The organism is Pseudomonas sp. A125, assembly GCF_055409485.1.
This window is the reverse complement of sequence record NZ_JBUZVP010000039.1, coordinates 17,576-40,548: the sequence shown is the minus strand read 5'-3', so window position 1 is coordinate 40,548 and position 22,973 is coordinate 17,576. Positions and strand designations below refer to the sequence as shown.

Sequence of the window (22,973 nt, the reverse complement as noted above, 5' to 3'; positions counted from 1 at the left end):
CAAACGTTGTTATGCTGTTTTCCGTATTGTAGTATTCATACGAAATCAACGGAGATAATCCTATGGACCTGAACCGATACCCGTTTGTCGCGTTGCTTGCTGCACTCGCTCTGACAGGTTGTGCTTCCAAGCAGCCTGACGTCAGCGCCCAGGCTTTAATCGATCAGCAAATTCTCGAAGCTTCTCAGAAAATCCAAGCTGCGCAGGTCGACCTGTACCAGGCTGGTGCTTTGAACAGTCGTGTGGTGATGCGCAATCCCAACACCGATTTGAACGACAAACAATTCGTAACCATCAGCTGGCAAGGTGATGCCGTGCAGCTGCTCACGAAGCTCGCACAAGACCGCGGCGAGCGTTTTGAGTTTATGGGCTTACGCATGCCGTTGCCTGTGAACATCGACGTCAAGGGCGTGCAGTATCAGACAGTTCTTTCCATGCTGCGCGCGCAGATCGGGTACCGTGCCGTCATTACTGAGGCCCCAGGTAAACTGGTCCTGCAGTACAACCGGCCCCAAGGCTGAATAGGGGGACTTCTATGAAACGGTTTATGTTCGCGGTTCTCCCTTTGATGGTTTCCTTCGCCACGCACGCTGCAGAGGAGCCTGTGCTCGATCCTTCGAGTAGCGATACAAAGTCCATGGTTGAAACGTCGCCTCCAGATCTAGACGCTCTGCTCAATCCTCAATCCCAAGCGACTACCAAAGTGACCGATATCCGCTCTCAGCTGCTATCGGGCGTTGGTCATACAGTGGGCTTTCGCGGGGGAATGGCTGCTCGTGGTCACGAGCTGGTTGACGGGCTTAACAGCCGGGAACCGGCTCTAGACGCTATGTACAAATTCGCCCCGATGATTGCCAAAAACGGGACGCTGCCTCCGGTTATCGTTGAAGCTCGTGACCTGTCAGCTTTTACCCCGGATCAGATCCGTACCGCTAATCGCGTATACAAGATTGAGCGCGAAGAACGCTTTGTGAGCGTCCCTCCCACCTGGCGGGACTATCTTTACGTTGGATTACCCGTTCGCCAGTCAGTAGAGCTCCCGGCTTTTGAAGCTCGACCGCAGGATGATGCAGAAGACCAGATCTGGAAAAAGGCAGTCCGTGAAGGTTGGGCTGATGGTTACAAGCAAGCGGACGCGATTCTTGAAGCGAATTTTCATCGCCTCACTCGCGATTACACCGGCATGCACCTTTATTCAACCTTGCTCCAGGCTGACATGATCACGACTACTCGTGTAGCTGAATCCCAGCAGACCGTGACCGGTGATAGTAAGCAAATGATGTTGGGCGACAAGCTGCGTAGGGTTACAGACAAGGCTAAGTTCGTTACGGATCCTGGTAAGTGGCGTCCAAGCGTCAAAAAGGATGCAGCAAAACCGAATCCTGTAGTGGCGCCTACCGCTCCGGTGCCGGCGCAATGATTCAACCGGTTTTGGAGCCCTTCAATTTCGAGGGTGATCTCGGTCCACACAGCTTTCGCAGATTCCTAAAATACTGCGCGGACAAAGGCGTTTCAGACGTATTGGTGCAAGGCGGCGACTATATCTGGGCGGAACTGCATGGCAGGCAGCTTCGAGCATCCGTCTCTACTGTGAAACAGGGGCAGCTTTCAGTCTTGATTGCTTCCCTGTGGTCACCTGAGATTGAGAGCCTGATAAAGCAAGGCGACGAAGGCGTTGACCGCGCTCTTGAGATCACCGGCAGCGATATCGGGCTTGAGCGCGGTTTGACACTTCGCTTCCGCACCAACTTTGTTCAGGCCCGCATTGCGAACCTGGATGAAGCGTACTCGATCACCATGCGTGTGATTCCTGTCGACCTCCCCGATATCCATAAAATGGGGATCGAGCCTGATCTGTTTGAAGAGCTTTTTCCGGAATCCGGATTGGTTGTCGTCTGTGGTCCGACCGGCTCAGGAAAGACGACCTTGCAAGCTGGTATCTATGGACACATCGGCGTTGTGATGCCTGATCGTAAGGTCATCACATTCGATGATCCTATTGAGTACGTCCTCGGTGGGCCACACTGGAAAGGACCTCAACCGGCCCAGTCGCAAATTGGCCGGGACATAAAAGACTTTCCAAAAGCAATGCGTAACGCCGTACGACGCAAGCCAAGTATCATTGGGATTGGTGAGGCTCGTGACCGTGTTTCTATCGAGGCGATGGTTGAAGCCAGCTTATCTGGGCACACGTGTTACGCCACAATGCACACGGAGTCTGTAGCAGAGACTATTAACCGGGCCATTCAAACCTACCCACCTGAGCAACAATCTGGGATTGCATCTCGGCTCGCTGGTGCGTTGCGGGTTATCATCGTGCAAAGGCTTCTTAAAACGACTGATGGCAAACGTGCTGCGATTCGAGAGTACCTGGTCTTTGATCGGGAGTTCAGGTCGAAAATGCAAACCCTCCCGTATAACGAGTGGGCAATGTTGATACGGACCAAGCTTGAGGAGGCCGAGGCCACTCTTGATGACAAAGCTTGGAAGCTGCTTCAGGACGGCAGGATCCTGCAGGATGATTTTGTCGGTGTTGCAGGCATGAAGGAATTCAGAAGGCGCTCGCTGAGCGCGCAGGAGAGTTAGACCTATGCCTTCGCTTTGGAGAGCTGCCTCAGAACCGTTGACCGCTTTCGGCATTCCGGTGTCAGCATACTTGCCATTGTTCGGTTGGATGTATTTTCCGAGCTGGACCACCTTCTACATTGCAGTAGGTGTCATCATCTCGTTTGGCATTTTGGCCAAGCTTGGTTGGACCCTCAGTGTTTGTTGGAATAAGTTTTTGGGCTTCTTACGTGGTGGGGTGATCTACGCCAGGCCCTGGTGGTTCAGAAAGCGTTTTCGAGACTAAAAAAAACCGCCCGAAGGCGGTTTTTTATTTTGTCGTGCATCAGTACGACTCACCGGCTACGTGGTCCCCTATCTTTCAGGGACGGAGAACCGACCCCTGCAACCGCTGAATCTACCTGGCTTGGATTCGGCGGCTCTAGGGTAATGCGGATACCGGGATTCAGCCTGCATGAAGCCTCTTTGATTGAATCCCAATGCGAATGGGGGACAATCCCCACCGTCAATGGCTTTTCGCTAATGGTTAATTTTGCTGGATAAGCAATCACCTTCATATGCTCCCAACCCGGGGCCTCAATGAGCGAAGACACCAGATCCGGCCTTTGCTGCAACAGCAAATGAGGTTTGGCCAACTCCAGCTTGCTTGGAGTGATCCCTTCTTTGGCCAGGCGTTCATGGAGCACTGCCTGGAGGTTATCCATCATGCTCCTGGACATCCTCGCGAACGATATAAAATCATGATTTGGAATATCGTCAGGTCGCATCATGTTGGGGTTCTGTTTTTGATCCAGTTCAACCAAAAAATCGACGACCGTGAACTGGAGTCTGTTTTTGTCCGCATATGCACGTGCAGCCATGAAACCATCTTGCTTGCTTTGATAGCCGTACAACGCTGGAAATGCGCCCGAAATAGGTGCGTTAGTCGGCACGCCACAGTCTTTGAGGGCAATAGCCCTCGGCGCTGGGCCGGAAAAAAAATAGACGCTAGATAACTCAATAATATGTGAGTCTGGCTTATCAGTCGTGCTCACCTATGCCACCTTGTTTTGACCAACCCTGAATCAAGACCTTTTCAACCTTCTGGCGATCTCCTACGTTGCTCGCTACATCCTGCATCAAGCGTTTGCATTGCTTAGGAGTAAGCGCAAGTCTCTTGAGCGCTTCGATCCATCGCATCACCGGCCTACCTGGCTTGCCATCATGCAACATTAGACGATAAACCGAGGGTGGGGATCTTCCAATCAGAGTCGCGAAGGCGTCTCGATCTTGGGGGGAATCCTGTAACCCTAAAAACTCATAAAACTCCCTGATGTCCAGCGGTGGCTGAACAGGCGACGATGCAGGGTGTTGACGGTACAGATGCAGCAGCATTGCAATCACTGGATCACTTATTTGCTCTGCTGACTGCTCAGGATTCGTCAATTCCTCCCATTTGGCCTTCTGCAGACCAAAGGCATCCGCTGCCGCAACCTTGGTCAGACCATTTTCGATTCGCCATCTCTCCAAATCTGTCCCACAGATCGGGTGAATCTCATCAGTGTCGATAGACATTTGCTCCCCTCAAATGAAGCTGTAAAGCGCCTGCCTCGGCCTCTGTACACGGTTCTTCCAAATCCGTGCTATTTTGAATAATATACACAATACGAAATTTAAGCAGCCACGGTCCAGCCCGAAAGCGGTCAATGTGAAGCTCGCAACTTCACGCTTAGCTTGCGGCGTAACGGGCAAAGGACTCCCCACCACCTCCACAGAGGCAGGAGCGCCCATGAGCGTTGAATCAGAAGCTTTACTGCAAGAGTTTCGCCAAGCTGTGTACGAAAAACACAGCTCGCCACAAACGGCGATGGAATCCTCTCCGGATGGCGCCATTCGGCATCGTGCCGAGGCGTATCAAGCTTGGTTTCAGAGTAGCCAAGCTGACGGTGAAAGCTCCACAATCCCAGATACCCTACTGCGGCACTGGGTCGTTGCTGACATCACGTCCTGGCGTTCAGTAGAACCTAATTCCGCAGAAAATGCTGTCACCGCATTACATCGTAATGTTTTTGCATACGATACATATGCAAAATTGCTAAAGGAACTGCACCAAGAGGTCTATGACCAAATAATTTCGCGTTCTGAGGTAGCTGAAACGATTAATGGCTTCAGCAACGCAAGCGCGCCAGGAGACGAACCGGCAAAAACCGATCCGAGTGTGATTCTCAGTGAGCTGCTCAAGGACATCACTTACCGTGAGCGTGCAGACGGAAGCGTCCTCTACCTTTTGAAGGAACAGCCGATTTTCGTCGATCACGGGCAACAGATCCTCATGGAGGCGAAGGCCCAAGATGACGAACTGGCCATTCTTGCGGCGCTACACATGGCGAAGCAAAAATTTGGCGGGTCTATCGAGTTGACCGGATCGGACGAGTTCAAACGTCGGGCTCTTGAGGTGATGATCAAGCACGATGTGCAGGTGGAGCTCAAGAATCCAGCACAAGAAGCTTTGCGCCGGGAGATGATGGGGTTGCCGCCTGTAGGGGACTCAGCTCCCGGACAGGATAATGCGCCGGCACCTGATCCAGCCGCCACTCAGAATCAGCCGTCTCAACCCCGACCATCAGCTTCGGCAAATCCCAATTCCGCAGCCGATGCCACTATCCCGGTTGCGACTGCAGCTGAGCCAGTGAACCACTACAAAGGTGAGCTACTGGAGTTTGGCTCCGCGCCTTACCAGTTCGATATCTCAAATAGCCGCAGCTTCTACGTCACCCTCAAAAACTCTGACGGTGAATCCAGGACCACTTGGGGTGTGGATCTGGAGCGAGTAATCGAAGAACTCGGCGTAGGTCGCGGCGATCAAGTCGAGCTGACTAACCTCGGTCGCAAGGACGTAACCATTGAGGTGCCTGTCCGGGACAAAGCAGGGCAAGTCCTTCGATACGAGGAACGTAAGACCCACCGCAATGAGTGGGGCATTGAAGTGACTGCAAAGGCACCCGCTGATGTGACCCCACCTGCCCCACTTGAGCCAGGCGAATCCGCAATCAAGGCTCATGATGCCAAATGGCTGAATGATATGGGCGTGCCTGTCGAAGCATTTGAAACACATCCGAAAATGCTTGCGATGCGTGGTGAGGATCATGCTGTTCTTCTGCTCAATGGTGTCGAAACCACTGCTGAAGGCTTTGCCACAGTCGAAAGACTGATGGCTCAGCAAACGTATAGAGCGGCCTTCATGGCTTCGTTTGAAGCCGAATTCGGACGATACAACAACCATTTCCAAAAGCAGCTTGCTGATTCTGAAGGGTACGCAATTGCAAACGAAATGCTCGCTGACGCTGAGAGCAAATATGGTCCGATCCCATTAGCCGTGATCGACTCCGAAGCGCACATCCAGGATGCTATGGCGAAAGGCGATATTGACGCCGTTATCGACGCTATCGATGCGTACGATCGCCAATACCTCGCGTCACTGGAAAGCCACCGTCAGACCGTTGAAGCTCAAAGCAATCAACAAGCTGCGAGTGGTGGCTTTGTCGAAGTGGGTGAACCGACTCCACAGCCCTCAGCAATAGACGAAAATTCCACCACTGGCAGTGAGCCGACGCTCACTGATGAGCCGTTGCATTTCTTACATAACGGCCAGTCTGCCGAGATTGATTTGACCCGCTACGTCCAGCAGCCTCCATCTCTGGAAGAAAATGGTCAGCCATCCAGTGAATTAGTGGATCACACGCTGAATTCAGCTTCGCCGCTTTACTTCACCCACAACGGTGAACCAGCTGAAATCGACCTGAGCCGTTTTGCCCAATCTCCCGCTACAGACTTGTCGGTTGCACCTGAAAGCCTCCCTCAACACGCCGCTGGGCCTGCAGGCTTGACAGAAAAATCTGGCATTCCCTTTTCAGAGCGAGATCTGCAATACGCGGCCAACCTGGTTCCTGTTGAGGCCCATTCCTGGTGGGACGTGCAGCGAGTGGCCATTGAATCGTGGGGCAGGTCTTTGGAGGAAATGGAGGCGGATCTCCAAGTCCTTGGGCCTGAGCCAAAGGTCGATCAAATCATCTGGTTCGACAAGGCTGGCCGTCAAATGCCTGCGCCTGTCGATGAGGTTGAGTGGCTTGCGAAGCAGGCTTTAACGGTTTCGCAAAACGATGAATCGAATGGTTTTGTCAGTGGTGACAACAACGAGTTGCGCGGGCGCGGCGCGGCGAGCTTGTTCCCAAGCGCAGATGGTGTGATTGAACTCAATCCAGAGGAGGCCGATATGGCACAGTCCGATTCCAATGCAGAGAAAGAACCCAAACTCATCCTTCGGGGTGTTACCAAGCTCGCTGATGACTCATTCGACACAACGGTCCTGCTTTACCAGGGTAAAGGCGACTACCTGCAGGGCTTCGTGAAGGTCGATGGAATAAAGCACCAGGTGCTTGCCTTCATGAATGAACGCCATCCAGATCCTTCGACGGGCGAAATCAAGCCAAACTTCATCACGCTTTCAGAGCCAAGCAAATCAGGCACTGATGATGATTCCAAATGGAATCAAATCGGCTACGGCAATGCAGTAAATCGCCGTGGCGACGGTAAACAGGTTCACTTTGATGAGGTCTTGTTTAACGTCGGAGGTACCATTGTGAAGGCTAAGGAGACAAAACACGTCGACGAGTCGCTCCACCAAAAGCTGGGCTTTCTTGAGCCTCGCAAGGAGCGCGAGAAGCCAGCCGCCACCCCAAAAGATGAAGTGCCGGCCGCTGGACCCGTAAGCGACGCAACAGCCCCGGCGCCATCCACTAAAAAACGAGTACGAGCTTAATGCTCGCCCGCTTCCTGGTTACGAGAGGACCTGTAATGAAACCACTCACTCGCACGCTACTGGTTGTGCTTCTTATGTGTTCCTCCATCGGCGTACAAGCAGCCACTTGCCGCAGCGGTGAAGCGGCAATGCGCGGTGGCGAAGCAGGTCTGTCTCGTGACCAGTCAGCGGCGGACTCTAACGAAACAGCTGAGAAAACCTCATCCGATATCTTGGGGAAATGCATTGGTGGTATCACCGGCATATTCGGCACGACTAGCTTCCCTGATCTCTCGGCAATCTGGCAGATGATCAAAGACAAGGTGTGCTCAATCGCTAGCTCTCAAGTGCGCGGCGTGGTGTCCCAGGTCAACGGTGAAATCAATGGCGTCATGACTCAGGTGAACGGTGCCGTGACTGACACGATCAACCAAACCGGTGTCAACGACACGGGAATGGGCACTGTGATCAGCAGCGGTGACACGAATATCAGCGGTCCATCCGTGCAAAACACCAAAAGCTCCGGCTCTACGGACTCTGCGTTTTGGAATGACATCTGGAAGTAATAACCATGGAGGTGGCCGTCATGAAACAGATCGAGGAATTGGCAAGCAAGCAGTTAGAAGCTGGGGGGCTGATCTTGGCTCTCCCACCTAAAGTCATGCTCGACATTGAGCAATATCGGATTGCACGCAATGAAGCTCTGGCATGCAACGATGACAACAACCTTCTGCTCGTGGAGGAGCTGAGTCAGCGGTGGCAAACCGAAGCTATGAATTTGGCTCGTTGGTTGTCCGCTCAGTTCCCTGATGACGAGCGGTCAGTGGAGTAGATTCATGAACCGACCTCAGACCACTGCAGATCTGCTAATAAAACACTCATGGCCTGCTGGGCAGACCATGGACGTGGCTTGTCCAAACTGTGCAGCTACGGTGGCCACGCAGATCAGTGTCGTTCGTGAAGACGACCTGCCGTTAAGGCCCGAAGACTGTGAGGACTGCAACGCCCAGTTCGAGGTTTACCCGGACGGCAAAACCGTTTTGGTATCAGCTCCCGCATCAGGCCAGCTTAGTGATCGTGCACTGAAGGCAATCAAGTTTTTTGAATCACTTACATTCGACCCTAACGGGCCCCGGGATTGGCCATTCACCACAGAGGTTGAAACTCTGGTGACAGTTGCCTGGCTACACGAGTTTGAGGACGGCACTCTACAGTTCTTAGATGCTGATCAGCAGCCGCCGCATGTCTACAGCCCGCGCCTGGATCCTGAAGCGCTGGAGCGATTTTGCGAAACGAACATCGATGCGTACCGATCTTTCCATGACAAGCACGAAGTAGCACTTGATCGTCGCGAGTCCGTGGCCATGACTCCTTTTTGGTAATAGAGAAATCCGCTGCCACCAATGAGAGGAAATACCATGGACTTAGTTGCTCGCAGAGCCGTCGAGAAAAGCATCATCATCGCAGCCGCAGAAGGCTTGATTGCTGCTGGGTGCACAGTTTCGGTTATTGAAGGTGAAAAGGTATTTCTTACAGATAGCTCAGACCCCGTCGCGATTGATACAGCTTTGCACGCATCGGGGGAGCCAGGTTTCCTGGTTAAAAGACTAATCGACGGGGTTCTACAAGAAGGTTGGGTCGATTTTGTCGGAAATACGGGCATTGAAATCATCACAGCAGACACCAAGCTGAAACTAGGCAGTGCATTGCAGGCGGCCAACGCATTAGCCTTAAAGCTGCGCGCCGAGCAAGTCGAGGGCAGAGGAAGCGAAGTGGATCTTCGTAACTTGGACATTGAATCAACGGATATAACACGAGCAATACGCCAACTTCGCAAGCACGGTTTCAGAATCATACGCAATGATTTGATCCCAGTGAGTCCTCATCAACTTTACGAAGACACCACGGCTGTAGCGTGCGACATGCTTGGTATGGTTCCAAGCCGATTTAACAGAGCTTCGCTGCAAGTGCAGAGGATCGCGTTAGCAATCGAAAATAATCTATGTGAACCCGACGATACGCATCTAACGAAGGATCAACCCAATGAGTGATAAAACTGAGCAGTTGCCGCAGCTTCCACAGGGTTTGCGAACCGAGCTTCACGTTGTCAGCAATAAAGGAATGACCGGTAACAAATCGTGGGTTCTGCGCGACTTGAAGACGGATGAGCTGTATGAGCTTACGCCCAGCACCATTTCGGGTTGGGACATCCCCGAGGGCCAGCTCGACGGCCCTGGCATCATCGTAACGATGGTGCCCGATTGCGTAACGCTGCAGCTGAGCAATGGACAGCTGTATCGCGACCTCCCCCCCCCTGATGCTCTGCGTTTGAAGAAATAGATCATGCAAAAGATTGATGAGGAAGAGGTTTTGAAAACTGAAAATCAGTCTGGAAACGATCAAAAAAAACGCAATGTTTGGCCGATTGCAGCTGGTTTCGCGATTGGTCTTCTTACCCCATTCGTTTTTTTAGACGAGCCCAGGTCGATCGGTCTATTTTCGCTTTTGGTAGTTTGCGTCACCGGGGGGATGGTTATGGGTTGCGTAATGTCCGTGATCAGCAATTTAGCCAACAGATCATAGGAACAACCGCTGCATACCACCGGCCCTTTACGGGCCTTTTGCAGTACCAGGGTGCGGTGTACGCGTCCGTGAAATCGGCAGGTATCCTAATGCTCATTGCTTCCAAAAGCGGCTGTATCTCAGTGTCAAAACTGGTTAGTGAAACGGACAACGTTTGGACGCTAGAGGTTGAAAATAGTCTGCATCGTGTCAGCAAAAAGGACAGCCGACAGCGCGCATTCAACGCTATGTCCGACGCCTTGGAATGGGCTGGTGCCGACCAGGAAATGATCGATCATTTTGTTGCTCTTGAAGCTGAAAAATCGGCAGTCAGCAATCAGGTGCTGGGTTGAAGGAAGTATTGCAGCATTACACCAGGTGCCGTTGGCCAGTTGATCGAACACAACAGAAGTAGGTAGGAAAAGCCGACCCCCGCTCATTCCTTGAGCGGGGTGCTTGGGTTTAAGCGCGCATTTTCTTAGCTTCTGGTGCGGCATTCCCCTGCAGCACTGTCGACTTCGGCGTCCACGTCGAGACGTAGTTGTCGTCAGCTTGCATCAGCTTGAGCTCTGTCATCACATCACGTGAGTCATCCCTCAGGTTTTCCAGGCGACTTTGCTGCTGGAATGGTTTCCCCTTTTCTATCTTGGCCTTGGCCAGCTCATCCCTCTCCCCAATCCGGGAGTTTTCAGCGTCAGCTCGCCAAGCTTCAAACCGGTCCAGGAAATTATCAATGCGGCTGATGAAGCCTGGCAGGCTGAATTTGTCGTCGGTTCGATATACCAGGTTATCTGGCTCGTACGAATCGTTGCCTGTAACCGTGAACTGAATCTTGTTCCGGTTGCAGGAGACGTCGATCTCAAATCCCCTGTAGGTGCCAACACGGATGATTGCCGCACGCTGGAAAGTGTCCTCTGCCTTGCGGTCGACGGCCACCTTCATGCTGCCCATGATTGCGCCCAGGAGCTGGTCTTTGTTGTCCTCGCCATAGCTCTTTGCTGCCGTTTTGAACAAGAAGCTGGAACCTGTTCCGGCATCGCGTTTGGCGATCTCGCCATTCCAACGAGCGACCGATCTGTCAGCTCTTTTGTCTGCTTCTTCAAGCCAGGTAATCCTGCTATCCAGGGCATGTTGATTTCGCTTGTAGTTGGAGAACAGCGCCTCCACTTTCTTCAAGTCAGCAGCAAGTTGGACTTGGAGGAAAATAAGCGGATTACCGGTTGCAGCGGCCTTCATCTCTGCAGCGTTGGCAGCTTCGCTGGCCACGTCGTCAATGACACGCTGAAGGCCATCCCCTTTCCGGAACTGCTCGATGCCGGCAGCCTTGTATTCGATGGTCTGCCACATCCGGCTGTCATAGGTCTGTTTGGTCGCATAGCGCAGGATTTCGATCTCAAAACCGTCTGGATCCTGTTCATAGAACATGTTGCCCTGACGCTCGATTCGACCGTCACGTTGTTCAAGATCGCTTGGGCGCCAAGGGGCGTCGACGTGGTGTAGGGCAACCAGTCTGCGTTGTACGTTAGTACCTGCACCCATCTTCGTGGTGGAGCCAAGCAGCACCCGAACATCACCGCGATTCATTTCGTCAAAAAGCTTCGACTTCTGCAGGTCTGTATTGGCTTCATGGATGAATCTTACCTGATCTGCCGGCACGCCCTTGTTGATGAGCTTCGTACGGATCTCCTCGTACACGCTGAACGATGCGTTGCCAGCCAAGATTTCGTCCATGGAGATGACCTCCCCATCGTCGTCATCATCAAGGGAGGCTTCTGGAGCGGTTTCCTGTCGCTTTTTTCCTTTGGGGGTGGAAAGGTCGCAGAATACCAACTGAGTGCCTTGGCGAGCATCCCAAGCCTCCCAGATGCGGTGTACGTTTTCCACGCAGGCATTCACCTTACTGCCAATGAAGTCATCAGAGTCAGGATCGATCAATCGGAAATCTAGCCCCGCCTTCCTGGCATCGTTGGTGATCTTCAGCGGGTTGTCGATGCGCGGATCCCGTGGAAGGTGTTCCATACGGTAGATGATCGAACCCTTGTTCCAGCTCCGGATAACACCGCCGTCAGCACGATGAATTGGCTTACCGTGATCATCCAGTACCTCGGATTGAACACCCATGTATTGGGCTTGTTCATTGGAGCGTTCAACGATGATGTTTTGAGGACGACCGCCTTTAACCCTAGGCACTGGGAATCGTGTCCCTCGTTCTGCGGCCTGTTGTTGCAGATCTGCCCTGGTGATGACGTCCGCAAAGGTTCGGTACATCGTGTTCAGCTCAGGGACATTTTGGAATCTTGAAAATCTTGAATTGAGTCGGTAATTCACACCGGTGGCATCCAGCTCCCAGCCGGTAACCACTTGGCCGAAGGTAGAAGCCCAGGCATCGAAGTGTACGATCCCGCGTTCTTTCAGTTCGTCATACTGCATGTACCGCTGAACGGTATAAAGCTCAGCTATGGTGTTGCTCAAAGGCGTACCAGTAGCAAGGAAGACTCCTCGACCGTCGTACTTCTGCTGCAGGTACCGACATTTAACAAACAGGTCGAAGGCCTTTTCGGAGCCTGTAAGGTTCCCCAGACCGGAAATCCGGCTCAGCGACGTGGTTATGAACAGGTTCTTGAATTCTTGAGCCTCATCAACGACCAGCGCATCGACACCCAGATCTGCAAAGGTCACTGCCTGGTCTTTAGCACCTGTATCGGCTTTTTTCTCCAGGCGTTCCTTCATCCGCTCTTTGGCCTTCTCCATTTCCTTGATGGTGATGCGATCCCCGCGGTCGTTCTTGAGATCGATGATTGCATTGCTCAGGTCGCTAATTTGCTCCTGGAGCAATTTTTCAAGAGTGTCCTGAGGCATCCCGATTTTTTTGAACGAGCTATGTGCAACTACGACGGCATCCCAATCACCCGTTGCGATACGGGCAAACAGGCGCTCGCGGTTTTCCTTTTTGAAATCTGACTTCTCAGCAACCAGGACATTAGCGTCTGGGTAAAGTGAGTAGATAGCGTCTTTCCATTGCAGCAACAGATGGTTGGGCACAACAAGCATCGGCTTGTTCAGAAGCCCCATCCGCTTGCTTTCCATAACGGTCCCAACGCACACCAGTGTCTTGCCGGCGCCGACGACGTGATCGAATAAAGCGGTTCCGTCTTGAATGCCCCGCCAGATCCCATCCTTCTGATGAGGACGCAGCGTGATGTCGAGTGATGCACCAGGTAACTGGAGGTGAGAGCCGTTGTACCGCGATGGAATATTGGTATTGAACCTGTCGTTGTAAAGCCTGGCCAGCTCCACCCGCTGCTCTTTGTCCTCCCAGATCCAGTCAACAAATGCCTGGCGCAATTCATCTGCTTTCTGGTTGGCTGCGGCGGTTTGAGTTTCGTCAACCTGCATGATGGGTTGGCCGCGATCATCTCGGCCGACTTCGGTTTTGACTTGAATTGATCGGTTGGTTAGTACCGCTTCAATCAGTTTGTTTGCCGGGTACGCTTCAGTACCCCAGGTAACACGACACGTCGTGTTGTCACCCTGACCAATATCAGCAATCCATTTTCCGAGCGCTGCCTGGTAGCTGATGCGTCTCTGCACATCACCAAGCAGGTGAACCACGAATTTATCGACGACGGTATCAGGTACCCAGGTTGAACCCAGTTGGACAGAGATGTCGACCGGATCGATGTCTGCAGGTTGAACCGGGCGCAAGGCGTCTACGTTATGCGAAAAGCGCGGGTCTTGCTCTGCAGCCCTGATAGCACCACGAAGCTTAGCTTTCACGTTCCCTGTTAAATACTGGTCTGCTGTCTCCCATCGGTCCTTTCCAGGATTGAAATAAATCAAACCTCGCAGATCAGCAATGATGTCTTCTTCGGAACGACCGCAAAGGCGAACCATGCGTTCCAGGTCAACACGGCCGACCTGGTTCATGGAAACGACTAAGGCATCTGTCGCCGAATCGACATGCCGAACTTCCTGACGAGGTGTCATCACGCGACGGCTGAAAATCGATGCCTTATCAGCTTTTGGGGGACGAGCGGCCACATCATGCTTGCGGGCCATATCTGCTGATATGCCCCGGTCGTAGTTGCTTTCCAGCGCATTCAACAATGGATATTCAGGATCGTCGCACATGGCCAAACGGTTAGCCTGGCTGCTGATATGGCCATGTTTTCGAATGAACCGATCGTACAGCGTGTTGAGTCGAGTCCGGTGCAGATCGAGGTCGCTTTCGATGCCCTCGGATTGTTCTGCTGCCATCAAAGTCCGTAGGGCATTCCTGACCTCGATCATGCCCTTGATTCGGTCGCCTGCACGCTCGTTTTTGGGTGTGATCAGTTGATAATCAGTCTTGGCCAACTGGTCGGGAAGGCGTCGAGCTATTAGGCCAGCCTCGGTGATGAAGTAGGAGCCGACTTTCAGATTCTCAGGAAGTACCAGCTCAGGTTTCTCATCTGCAGCGTCAACCAATTCTGGAGACGAATTAGCTTTGTAAACGTCACGTGGTAATGCTTCCAACCGAGCGGAGATCTCAGCGGCCAGATCCCGACCAGGCTCCCCGATCAAATCAGCGGTGTCTCGGTGCATGTTCCGTGAAATGACCATGCGACCGGCCATCTGCCAAGGGTTTTCAATGAAATACTGGTTGATGGTGATGGGGGCACCTGTCTCACGATCTCGTATATCGCCGACATTTACCCATCGCTTGTCAGTTTCCTCACCAGGTATCGCTTTCTGGAAAAACACAATATCGGTCGTGACTTCCGTCAGCGCGTTCTCTTTGAAAGCAGTGTTTGGCAACCGAATCGCGCCAAGGAAGTGGGATTGTTCAGCGATGTGCTCACGAGCTCTGCCGTTCGCTGCATCCAAAAAGTAGCGACTGACGACTACTCCCATCACGCCACCTGGCTTGAGCTTGTCGAGGGATTTGGCGAGAAAGTAGTTGTGGATGGAGTACCCGCTCAACTCGCGGTGATGGGGATCGTAGAGTGATTGCGAGCCGAAAGGAGGGTTGGCCACGCACGCGTCAAAATAACCGCTGGGAACGACAACATCCTGCAGGCCCCGGTTGAGATAGGTAGCTGTAGGGTAAAGGTGCTTACCTATCTCCGCTGTCAGAGGATCGAGCTCGACTGCAGTAAAGTGGCTTTCTTTCCGAATCCCTTCGGGCATCAAGCCAATAAAGTTGCCAGTGCCGGCAGCTGGCTCGAAGATCTTACCGCCCGGGAATCCAAGCCGCTGCATGCCCTCATAAATCCCCCCAATGACAGCAGCAGAGGTGTAGTGGGCATCTTGAGTCGAGCGCCGAGCTTTCTCAAATTCATCTTGGCTGAGAAGCGCGCCCAGTTCCTGGTACTCCCGCTGCCAAGCCTGATTACGATGGTCGAACGCCTGAGGCAACCCACCCCATCCAACATATTTGACCAGTATTGCCTGTTCTGCTGGTACAGCTGCCCGCTTCTGCTCACGCAGTCGCTGCAGTAGCTGGATCGCCTCTACGTTGTCCCGAAACTTGGCTTTTGCCCCACCTAAACCCAGCGAGTCAGCCGCGGTGATCGCGTAATCGGTTGGTGTTAAAGTTCTGTGTTCACTTCCTGCAGGGCCAGCACTTCGTGCTCGGTCAGGCCGGTTTTGTGCTCCGCTGGGAGGCTGTGGAGTGCTTCCAGTTCCAAGCGTTGCTGCTCCAACACTTTCCCCAGCAGAGTCAGTTCCCCCTCGCTCTCCAGTTGCTTCAACTGCGTGGGGCTGTTCAAGGCCCAACGATCCAGAATTTTCCAAGACTGTGGGCCGAACGACGGAGACTGACGAATTGCCTTGATTGTCTCCGAGTTCAGTTCCCGGCTTGCGATTTCCAACGGTTGGGTTTGATTTGTGATCATGCTGTTCTCCTTGGTCGTCATCGATGTCGAGACCGGCTTCGAGGGTCTCTATGGCGTCTACGGTTTCTTGAAAGGCGAAATCAAAGCCCAATTGGGCTTGATCGTGGGACGGCCTTTTCCTACGCATCGTATAGTACTCCGTCTAGTTCGTATCATAGTCATTATACGAAATGCGTAACAGAGTACAATTCTTACCGGCATTTGAGGATGACCGTCCGCGAATTCAGTGGGATTTTAAGCGTTGTAAGAGGCGCCGTAGCAGCAGGTCGCAGCCACATATTCCGGGTGAAGATGTAGCTGCAGTCGCTGTCCAGTAATGAGCTTTCGGGCAGGTTCTAGATCTTGAGAGAGCACAATCGCAAGGTAGGCAAACAAGAGCTCACGCATCCGATTATTTTTGCTGCTCATATGGCTGATCAGCCCGAGTACAGGATGGTTGAGCGGATTGCCAATCAGTGATTCGCTTTCCGCTTGCAACTGGTCCATCAGGTAAGCCAAAAGCTCCGTGTGTTCATCAGAAAATTTTCGATCAGAGCGTTGCTGCCATTCAGAGAACTCTTCAACGACACAGCTGAGTTCTGCCCAGGTGACTGATTGGTTGGGTAGAGTTTGGGTCGACATTCAGTATCCTCCCGAGAGATTAGGATTGTTTTGTCTGACGATCTGCCATCTCATCAGCTGTTTCGCCATGCAGCGTGTAGAAATCTTTGTCCCGCCAGGCTGCACACATTTCTTCGGGAAGCCCGGTGACCGACGCCATAAAGACTTCGCAATCAGCATCGTCGAATACGGTCATTGCGCCGTTGCGCTTGATGAGATCCGGATATGCCTTTTGGTCTGCCTCCACCACGTCTGCGGGAACCGCATCCGAAACAAGCCCAATGAGACTGATATACCTCCAGTGAGCATCATCCAAGGCTTCAAGCTGATCCGGAGTAGCTTTCATTAATTTTGCAGCAAATTCGTCTGGTTTCATGGCTTGGCCCCTGATGGATTTATCGAGGTTTGATTTGGTTTGGGAGATTGGTACGAATGCTGGGTGCGAGCGTGCGGTTGTAGTCCGCGCGGATAGCCGCAAGCTCCGCGAGATCCCCCTCACTGGCTTGCCGGCGATGCATTTTGGATTGCACAAGATCAAGGGTCAGTTCGAAGGACGATCGCTCGGCCTGCGTCCAGGCTCTCGAACGCTCAGCGTCTACATGAACTCGGCCTTGGACGGGGGTTTGCTGCCAACCACCCGCTATACGTGTGTTGTCGTAGATGTCTGTGCCGCTTCGATTCGTCACGTGCATTCGGTCGACCAAATTGGCGGTTTCCAGCCGATCAACAGTGAGCGGCAGTCCTACAAACGCCAGGTCGTGGTTGGTTCGGTTGGACCAACGCCCAAAGCCATTGGCCTCGTGTTGCAGCTCGTACCGATGGTGAATGCTAAGACGGCTCACCAGGTCATTAACGGCCAACACACGAGCATCGATCCGGTACCCAGCTGATTGCAGCTTGCTGCAGAGCTTTGCCAGGCTGTCTGGATCGCGCATTGTTCCATCGATGACCAGGTTCCTGCGCTCTTTAATGGCCAGGTTCGTGAGTTTCACTGCCCAGCCTGCAGCATCACGATGCGTAAGATCCGCTGCGTCACGGTCATTTTCACGCATCAGCTTGAGTAGGTGGGGGTGATACTTGCGCAGTTCGTCAGCGTCAATCTTGATTGAGTTGCCACCCAGCTCAGTCGTGGCATAACTGCTGAGGGCCGCTTTCCCCGCCCCGGGTTGCCCCCCGAGGATGATTGCAACTGGTTGCTGCACCGGTTTGCTGAGCATCAAAGCGTGCTGGGCAATGTCTTCAAAAATAAGCTGATGCTCTTCGGCCTCAAGCCTGAACTGCGATTGATCGTCTTTAGGGAATGTCTGCTGATGCCTTTCGCCGGATTTGATGCCTTTTGCAATGGCCAGCGCCTCGACACGAAGCTCATGGATGGAAAGTGACTTGTCGTCTATCAGGCCTGTAGCCTTGAGAACCTGTTGTAAAGCTGCACGGGTTCGGTCCCAGGCTCGGCCCAGAAACGTGCGTTCGTCTTCAGCCACAAATGCGAAGACTTCTTCAGCACGGAACAGCTCGCTTTTATCAGCGTAGTTTTTATCAACATAGGCCCAGATATGGCTTAGCGTTGATTCGTTACGCGTTTCAAGAACGCGAGAAAGGAGCGCTCTTTTTTCTTCGGGATCGAAGGTGTTGAGCCCAAAATGCCCGAGGAGCTCGTGGCGCAAGGTTCGGACGATGGCCCCTTCGTCACCCATATTGGAAGCGACAATTGTGATAAGTCCACTTCCTGGATGGTAGGCTCCGTCGATGCGGATTCCGATTTTTTCGCGTGATGCTTGCGGTCCATAAATATCCTCCTGGTTCGCCCTGACAAGATTTCTCAGGGGGATGTTTCCATTATAGTCAGCCAAGAATCGATCAACGACCGCCTGTGCTTCCTTAACGCTCAAACCTTTGCTCTGATCGTCCATGGCCAGTCCTCAAATCTGAGCCCGTACCTGGGCGCCGTAGTTCGCGATTACACGACGTACGGTGTCGACGTCATCTATGGATATTTTGCTACGTTCCAGCACGAGCTCAGCCTGCTCCTGTCGCAATTTTGCAAGGGCCTCAAGGTCGGGCTCAGCCTTAGACCTTTCCTCGTGGATTGCCTGTGATCGTGCCGCGAGTGCGTTCCCGATGGTTTCCATCGCGCATTCGTATTCTGCAACCTGCTGGCTGGTCAATGGACCTGGCATCTGGGAGCCCTCGTGCTGTCGTTTGAATGTTTGGTAAAGCAGAGCAATCCCTGCTGCAAGAAACAGCGCTGCGTGAACCAGCTCGCCCGGGACGTCGAACCCGTGGTGAACTGCAAGCACTGCGTAAGAAAGCCCAATGATCGAGCTGCCAATCGCCACACAGGTACGCCAAATCCGCTGCTTAAGCATCAGCATCGCTCTGCTTATCTTTGACCAAGGTTAGGGTGTAGGCTTCATTCATCACCGTCATCAGATTTTCGGCAGTTTCAGGACTCTGGCAACGGAACAGCACAAGAGCGCCGAGAATCTTCATCGCCCGGTCGATGTGAGCCGGTACAACCAGGTCGAGTGGTTCGACGTTGTAAATGTTCGCAAAGGCCACCCCTTCCGTTCCTGTGATGCTTAGCGTTCTGTCAATCGACGCCGAGACAGCGGGTGGTACTGCAGCTTTGCTCTCATCATCGACCATCATCAACGACACAATGAAGGGTACGCTTTGGCCTTTACCATTCGCGGCGTAATACGCAGGGACAAACTTCATCTCATCTTCGTTGAACATTATTTTTTCTCCCAACGGTTCACATCAAGCGCGAGGAATGGATCTTTCATGCCGCTTTGTTCATCAAGCGACCCGAATGCCGCAATGTTCTTAGCGCGCTCTTTAAGCCAGCTATCAAATATTGACTGGGCCTGTGAATCGGTGACTTTTACGAGCTTTCCATTTTGAGAGAAGAAAACCGGCATCCTGAATGTTTTGCTATTGTCGACCGAAATTGCAACCTCAAACCAGGTGTTGTTGCCATCAGCGACTTTGAAAAATTCAGCGTGCATTCCCTGAATCAGCTGCCGTTGCACGCCTTCCTGCTCATGCTGATTTTTCGACTGATCGCACCCAGCAACAAGGATTGCAAGCAACAGAGGTAACAAACGTATAAACATGTATTGCTCCTTTCTTTCTCACCAACCAGGCGGTGAGTTTGGGTGCGTGATCGAGGCATCAAGAATCGGCGATGACTCAGGGCTCAACCCCCAGGCGTAATATCCAAGCCCAGAGAAATAGTAAGCGGGAGCATCATTGATAGTTCCAATGACCTCTGCGTAATCCATAAAAGCATTCATGACGTCCGACATTCTGAGATCGGGACTGCCGAATGACGTGCGCAATACCTCTTCAGGGCTTGCTGTGAGTCCAGATCCTGCCGTTCCACCCATAACTGACAAGACCCGTAGCCGTGTCCATTCTTGACTGGGCATGCGTTTCATATGACCAAGGACCAATGCTCTGAAATCATCCAGAAAAGGTGCCAAGCTGAGGTCGTGCGCAATAGCATTCTCAATCTGAGGCACGGTCAGCTACCCCTCTTTTCAAACTCAAACTCAACCTTCCAAGCTTCACGGTTGAGCTTGAGTTTTGCGGAAAAAGCACTGTTGTTTTTGGGGCTGACAAAACCACTGAGTTTTTCAGTAATTCCGTCTGTGAGGAGTGCTTTGAGTTCAGCATCATTCAAAGCCCTGCCCAGTAACTCTGAAAACATTTTGAATTTGCATGATGGACACTCAAGCGTCTTCCCTGTGGCTTCGAGAATGCCCGGGCATCGAGGGCAGTTAAGCGGAGCGAGTATTATTTGCTCCTTGGAGGATGTCTCGCTCTTGGATGTATTAGCACCAGAATTTTCAAAGAGAGGCTTGGTCTTGCCGGTGGCACGATCTAATGACAGGCGCGCCGAGAATTTCGTTTTTTTCTCACGGCCTATTAAGTTCTGAAGTAGTCGTGTCTCACCCTTCTTAAGTAAGGCTTCAATATCTTTTGCTCCAAGCAGCTTGCCGAACGCTTCATGCCAGAGGACAAATTTGCATTGGCTGCAAGCAGTACGTTTCCCTTTGTTCTGTAGCTCGCCAGAGCAGTTTGGGCAAGGAATTTGCTCCCCTGGTGAAGGGGGAAGATCTGCCATTTCAGCGACTTTGGCCACCTCAACAACTTCCCGAACGAATCGTTCGGCATATTCCATGAACTCAGAGTGGGTGAGTGTGCCACTAGCGACCTTATCCAGTGACTGTTTGAAATAGCCAGCCTGTGCCGGGTCTTTCACCTTCATGGGAAGAGCATCGATCAGGTTTCTGGCCTGCGCGCTCGTCATGAGTTTTTTCTTGCCCTTCGGCGCAGATACGAAAAGCTCTCGCTTTTTCATATCCGCAATAATCCCGGCACGAGTGGAGGTTGTCCCGATGCCCTCACCTTCTTTGAGGAGTTTACGAAGCTCCGGATCGACTACATACCTGTGCAGGTTCTTCATCGCATCAAGCAGCATGTTGTCGTCAAATCGCGGTGGCGGCGTGGTCATTTGGTCGACCATGCTGCAAGACAAGCACGAGACGCTATCCCCCTCACTCAGCGCTGGCAGCGTCAACGATGGAAGGTTGTCCTCTTCCAGCTCTGTACCATCCAATGGCGGTGGCTCTTGATAGATCGCTTTCCAACCCAATTGTACGGGGGTGGTACCACTGGCCGTAAAAGCTTCACCATCAATATCTACGTGCAGCGTTGCGGCCTGATATTTGTAATCGCTGGCAAACTGAGCCAGGTATGCCCGAACAACCAGGTCGTAAACGTTTCGCTCTCGTTCAGTCCACTCGGCCAGGTTCACTGTTTTTTCGGGAATGGAAGGCACTATGCCGTGGTGCGGAGTTGGCTCCCCGGTCGGTGTGCGAACTTTCGCGTCATCGAATGCAGCCGATTTATGGGAGTGGTTTAGCAGGTCAGCAATCTGGGTCAGGTCAGGACGAATTTGCAGCACTGCCGCTATCACTGCAGGCGCTTCATCGTGATGAGCTTCTGAAAGGTGCCTGACATCCGTTCTTGGATACGTCATGACTTTGTATGTGTCGTACAGCTTCTGAGCCGCTTCCATGACTTCCTGAGCGGAATAGTCATACCGGCTGAAACCTTCCATCTGCAGCTCGTTCATAGAGAGAGGTAGTGGAGGTTTCTTGCTTTTATCGACTACAGCGCTTTCGGTAACAGAACCTGTCTGGCCTTTGACCTTTTCTGCAATGGACTTGGAGACTTGAGTGTCGACCACACGCCCATCATCATCCAGGCCAGATTGATCAGCCCGCGGTTTCCACCGAGCCTGAAAGTCCGGACCTTCGGTTGGTTTCAGTTGTACGGTGACTACTTGATAGGCGTGAGGCTTGAATTCCTCGATCAGCCTGTCGCGCTCCCTGGCTATATAGAGCAGAGGCGTTTGTACGCTCCCAACGGGTAGCAAACCCTGCTGTCCTACCTCACGGCCGCGCAAGGTCATCGCTCTCGTGCCATTCATACCCAGCAACCAGTCGTAGCGACTGCGAGCAAGGCCCCAGCGCCGCCACCCGGTGAACTGAGGTTCTGTGTTATCCCGAATGTTGGCAAGTGACTCTTTGATTTTTGTAGCGTTGTAGTCGTTGATCAGCACCCGACGTACAGGCTTCTTGAATTGGAAGTACTCGAGGGCTTCATCAACAAGGCACTGACCCTCCTCGTCGGAATCACCAAGGTGGTGAACAACATCACACCACTGCAACAATTCTTTAAGCTTTGCGATACGAGCCTTCTTTCGTGGATCTGGCAAAAGCTTCCATGCCCGAGCTCCAGGGATAATAGGTAGATCAGCCATCCGCCAAACCTTTTTCTTGCCGGCTGTCAAAGGCACGTCGTCAGGAAGGTAGTGGTCCGGTGGAGCTTGTTGAAACGCATGGCCATCGAGCCAGATAAACCAATGCTCGCCTCTGCGTGCCCAGCCCGGCCCCTGATCTTCGGTGCGGCCCGGAATGGCCGAATAAATACCCTGAGAAAGCTGGGATTCCTTCTCGGCAATCCACAAAACCTTTTCCATTAAAAACTCCTTCCTGAACGAGGCTGAAATCAGCGTTTTTGCGGATTTGCATAAGGCTGATTCAACTTGCCTTGATTCCGTAGAATGGCTACCATACGGAAAATTATAACCCATTGCTAGGGATCGAGAAAGGACGAAACGATGATTCCATTACCAGTGGCTGAGCCGCCTGTACCGGTTTGTTTGGTTGAAGCGGCGCGAGATTACAGTTTGCCCCTTAGGGGAATGATCGCGCTTTGGATAACCGAGGGCGGCAGTACAGGGACTTTGAGCCCGAACACAAATGGCACGGTCGACCACGGTCCTTTCCAGATCAACACCGTGTGGGCTCAGAAATTAGAGCGTGAATTCGGCGTATCGCCCCAAATGATCACGACGAACTTCTGCTGGTCCGCTCGCGCCGCTGCATACATTTTGCGCTACGAGATTAACCAGGCGAATGGCAGCTTTTGGGATGGGGTTGGGCATTACCACTCCAGGACTCCGAAGTACAAATACCCGTACATCCAGCGTGTTTATAACAATTCGCTCAAGTTCTAGG

24 protein-coding genes are annotated in these 22,973 nt (G+C 52.6%); 13 read left to right on the top strand and 11 right to left on the bottom strand.

Translation table 11 applies throughout. From position 1 onward, the window contains the following. The first annotated feature begins 62 nt into the window (after positions 1 to 62). The 4 genes from ACZRN6_RS32915 to icmT are packed head-to-tail and all read left to right on the top strand — an operon-like array spanning position 63 to position 2,851. The gene (locus ACZRN6_RS32915) at positions 63 to 521 is read left to right on the top strand and encodes a DotD/TraH family lipoprotein (protein WP_016355640.1); all 459 of its coding nucleotides are present in this window, start codon (positions 63 to 65) and stop codon (positions 519 to 521) included. Positions 522 to 535: 14 nt separating this feature from the next. Further along, the gene (locus ACZRN6_RS32910; RefSeq protein ID WP_016355639.1) at positions 536 to 1,420 is read left to right on the top strand and encodes a type IV secretory system conjugative DNA transfer family protein; all 885 of its coding nucleotides are present in this window, start codon (positions 536 to 538) and stop codon (positions 1,418 to 1,420) included. Continuing rightward, positions 1,417 to 2,586 (top strand): plasmid transfer ATPase TraJ, encoded by a 1,170-nt coding sequence (traJ, locus tag ACZRN6_RS32905; RefSeq protein WP_016355638.1) that lies wholly within the window; start codon positions 1,417 to 1,419, stop codon positions 2,584 to 2,586. The genes ACZRN6_RS32910 and traJ overlap by 4 nt, the downstream gene beginning before the upstream one ends. A gap of 4 nt (positions 2,587 to 2,590) precedes the next feature. Further along, entirely contained in the window at positions 2,591 to 2,851 is a 261-nt protein-coding gene (gene icmT, locus ACZRN6_RS32900) for an IcmT/TraK family protein (RefSeq protein WP_057415738.1), read from the top strand. Between the two features lie 49 nt (positions 2,852 to 2,900). On the opposite strand, the gene ACZRN6_RS32895 is transcribed toward icmT, so the two are convergent. Together ACZRN6_RS32895 and ACZRN6_RS32890 are read right to left on the bottom strand one after the other, a co-directional pair. Further along, complete coding sequence (locus ACZRN6_RS32895; protein WP_106118762.1) at positions 2,901 to 3,599, bottom strand: hypothetical protein; 699 nt, start codon at positions 3,597 to 3,599, stop codon at positions 2,901 to 2,903. Continuing rightward, a complete protein-coding gene (locus tag ACZRN6_RS32890) occupies positions 3,586 to 4,119 on the bottom strand; it encodes a hypothetical protein (RefSeq protein WP_004666778.1) in 534 nt (177 codons plus the stop codon). Before ACZRN6_RS32890 ends, ACZRN6_RS32895 begins: the two co-directional genes overlap by 14 nt. Before the next feature lie 214 nt (positions 4,120 to 4,333). On the opposite strand from ACZRN6_RS32890, the gene ACZRN6_RS32885 reads away from it, so the two are divergent. The 8 genes from ACZRN6_RS32885 (at position 4,334) to ACZRN6_RS32850 (ending at position 10,257) form a co-directional block, all read left to right on the top strand. After that, on the top strand, positions 4,334 to 7,363 hold the full coding sequence (locus ACZRN6_RS32885; RefSeq protein WP_464009749.1) for an LPD7 domain-containing protein: 3,030 nt from the start codon (positions 4,334 to 4,336) through the stop codon (positions 7,361 to 7,363). A 35-nt stretch (positions 7,364 to 7,398) separates the two neighbouring features. Beyond that, a complete protein-coding gene (locus tag ACZRN6_RS32880; protein WP_106118809.1) occupies positions 7,399 to 7,908 on the top strand; it encodes a hypothetical protein in 510 nt (169 codons plus the stop codon). 20 nt (positions 7,909 to 7,928) lie between these two features. Beyond that, complete coding sequence (locus ACZRN6_RS32875; protein ID WP_146136091.1) at positions 7,929 to 8,174, top strand: hypothetical protein; 246 nt, start codon at positions 7,929 to 7,931, stop codon at positions 8,172 to 8,174. Between the two features lie 4 nt (positions 8,175 to 8,178). Next, positions 8,179 to 8,724, top strand: a complete 546-nt coding sequence (locus ACZRN6_RS32870; protein ID WP_106118806.1) for a hypothetical protein — start codon at positions 8,179 to 8,181, stop codon at positions 8,722 to 8,724. 36 nt (positions 8,725 to 8,760) lie between these two features. Beyond that, a complete protein-coding gene (locus tag ACZRN6_RS32865) occupies positions 8,761 to 9,393 on the top strand; it encodes a hypothetical protein (RefSeq protein WP_122433196.1) in 633 nt (210 codons plus the stop codon). Further along, positions 9,386 to 9,682, top strand: coding sequence for a DUF5440 family protein (locus tag ACZRN6_RS32860; protein WP_106118802.1), 297 nt, complete (start codon positions 9,386 to 9,388; stop codon positions 9,680 to 9,682). The genes ACZRN6_RS32865 and ACZRN6_RS32860 overlap by 8 nt, the downstream gene beginning before the upstream one ends. 3 nt (positions 9,683 to 9,685) lie before the next feature. Next, positions 9,686 to 9,925 (top strand): hypothetical protein, encoded by a 240-nt coding sequence (locus ACZRN6_RS32855; protein ID WP_106118801.1) that lies wholly within the window; start codon positions 9,686 to 9,688, stop codon positions 9,923 to 9,925. Positions 9,926 to 10,014: 89 nt separating this feature from the next. Next, positions 10,015 to 10,257: a hypothetical protein gene (locus ACZRN6_RS32850; RefSeq protein WP_122433194.1), complete on the top strand. Its 243-nt coding sequence runs from the start codon at positions 10,015 to 10,017 to the stop codon at positions 10,255 to 10,257. Between the two features lie 109 nt (positions 10,258 to 10,366). Here the strand turns inward: ACZRN6_RS32850 and ACZRN6_RS32845 are convergent, their stop codons facing one another. The 9 genes from ACZRN6_RS32845 to ACZRN6_RS32805 all read right to left on the bottom strand — a co-directional run bounded on the left by ACZRN6_RS32845 (position 10,367) and on the right by ACZRN6_RS32805 (position 22,432). Continuing rightward, entirely contained in the window at positions 10,367 to 15,301 is a 4,935-nt protein-coding gene (locus tag ACZRN6_RS32845) for an Eco57I restriction-modification methylase domain-containing protein (RefSeq protein WP_233100705.1), read from the bottom strand. 173 nt (positions 15,302 to 15,474) lie between these two features. Next, complete coding sequence (locus tag ACZRN6_RS32840) at positions 15,475 to 15,780, bottom strand: hypothetical protein (protein ID WP_004666766.1); 306 nt, start codon at positions 15,778 to 15,780, stop codon at positions 15,475 to 15,477. 234 nt (positions 15,781 to 16,014) lie between these two features. Then, entirely contained in the window at positions 16,015 to 16,401 is a 387-nt protein-coding gene (locus tag ACZRN6_RS32835; RefSeq protein WP_106118774.1) for a hypothetical protein, read from the bottom strand. A 19-nt stretch (positions 16,402 to 16,420) separates the two neighbouring features. Then, positions 16,421 to 16,756, bottom strand: a complete 336-nt coding sequence (locus ACZRN6_RS32830; RefSeq protein WP_016355626.1) for a hypothetical protein — start codon at positions 16,754 to 16,756, stop codon at positions 16,421 to 16,423. A 19-nt stretch (positions 16,757 to 16,775) separates the two neighbouring features. Further along, complete coding sequence (locus ACZRN6_RS32825) at positions 16,776 to 18,290, bottom strand: zeta toxin family protein (protein ID WP_106118773.1); 1,515 nt, start codon at positions 18,288 to 18,290, stop codon at positions 16,776 to 16,778. Between the two features lie 9 nt (positions 18,291 to 18,299). Next, on the bottom strand, positions 18,300 to 18,752 hold the full coding sequence (locus tag ACZRN6_RS32820; protein WP_197044090.1) for a hypothetical protein: 453 nt from the start codon (positions 18,750 to 18,752) through the stop codon (positions 18,300 to 18,302). Further along, positions 18,739 to 19,116, bottom strand: coding sequence for a hypothetical protein (locus tag ACZRN6_RS32815; RefSeq protein ID WP_106118772.1), 378 nt, complete (start codon positions 19,114 to 19,116; stop codon positions 18,739 to 18,741). Before ACZRN6_RS32815 ends, ACZRN6_RS32820 begins: the two co-directional genes overlap by 14 nt. After that, complete coding sequence (locus tag ACZRN6_RS32810) at positions 19,116 to 19,496, bottom strand: hypothetical protein (protein WP_016355622.1); 381 nt, start codon at positions 19,494 to 19,496, stop codon at positions 19,116 to 19,118. Before ACZRN6_RS32810 ends, ACZRN6_RS32815 begins: the two co-directional genes overlap by 1 nt. Positions 19,497 to 19,906: 410 nt before the next feature. Beyond that, positions 19,907 to 22,432 carry a DNA topoisomerase gene (locus ACZRN6_RS32805; protein ID WP_200645971.1) on the bottom strand — a complete coding sequence of 842 codons (2,526 nt, stop codon included), beginning with the start codon at positions 22,430 to 22,432 and terminating at the stop codon, positions 19,907 to 19,909. 141 nt (positions 22,433 to 22,573) lie between these two features. Here ACZRN6_RS32805 and ACZRN6_RS32800 point away from each other — a divergent pair, with 141 nt between their 5' ends. Continuing rightward, positions 22,574 to 22,972 carry a lytic transglycosylase domain-containing protein gene (locus tag ACZRN6_RS32800; RefSeq protein ID WP_016355619.1) on the top strand — a complete coding sequence of 133 codons (399 nt, stop codon included), beginning with the start codon at positions 22,574 to 22,576 and terminating at the stop codon, positions 22,970 to 22,972. Position 22,973 lies beyond the last annotated feature (1 nt).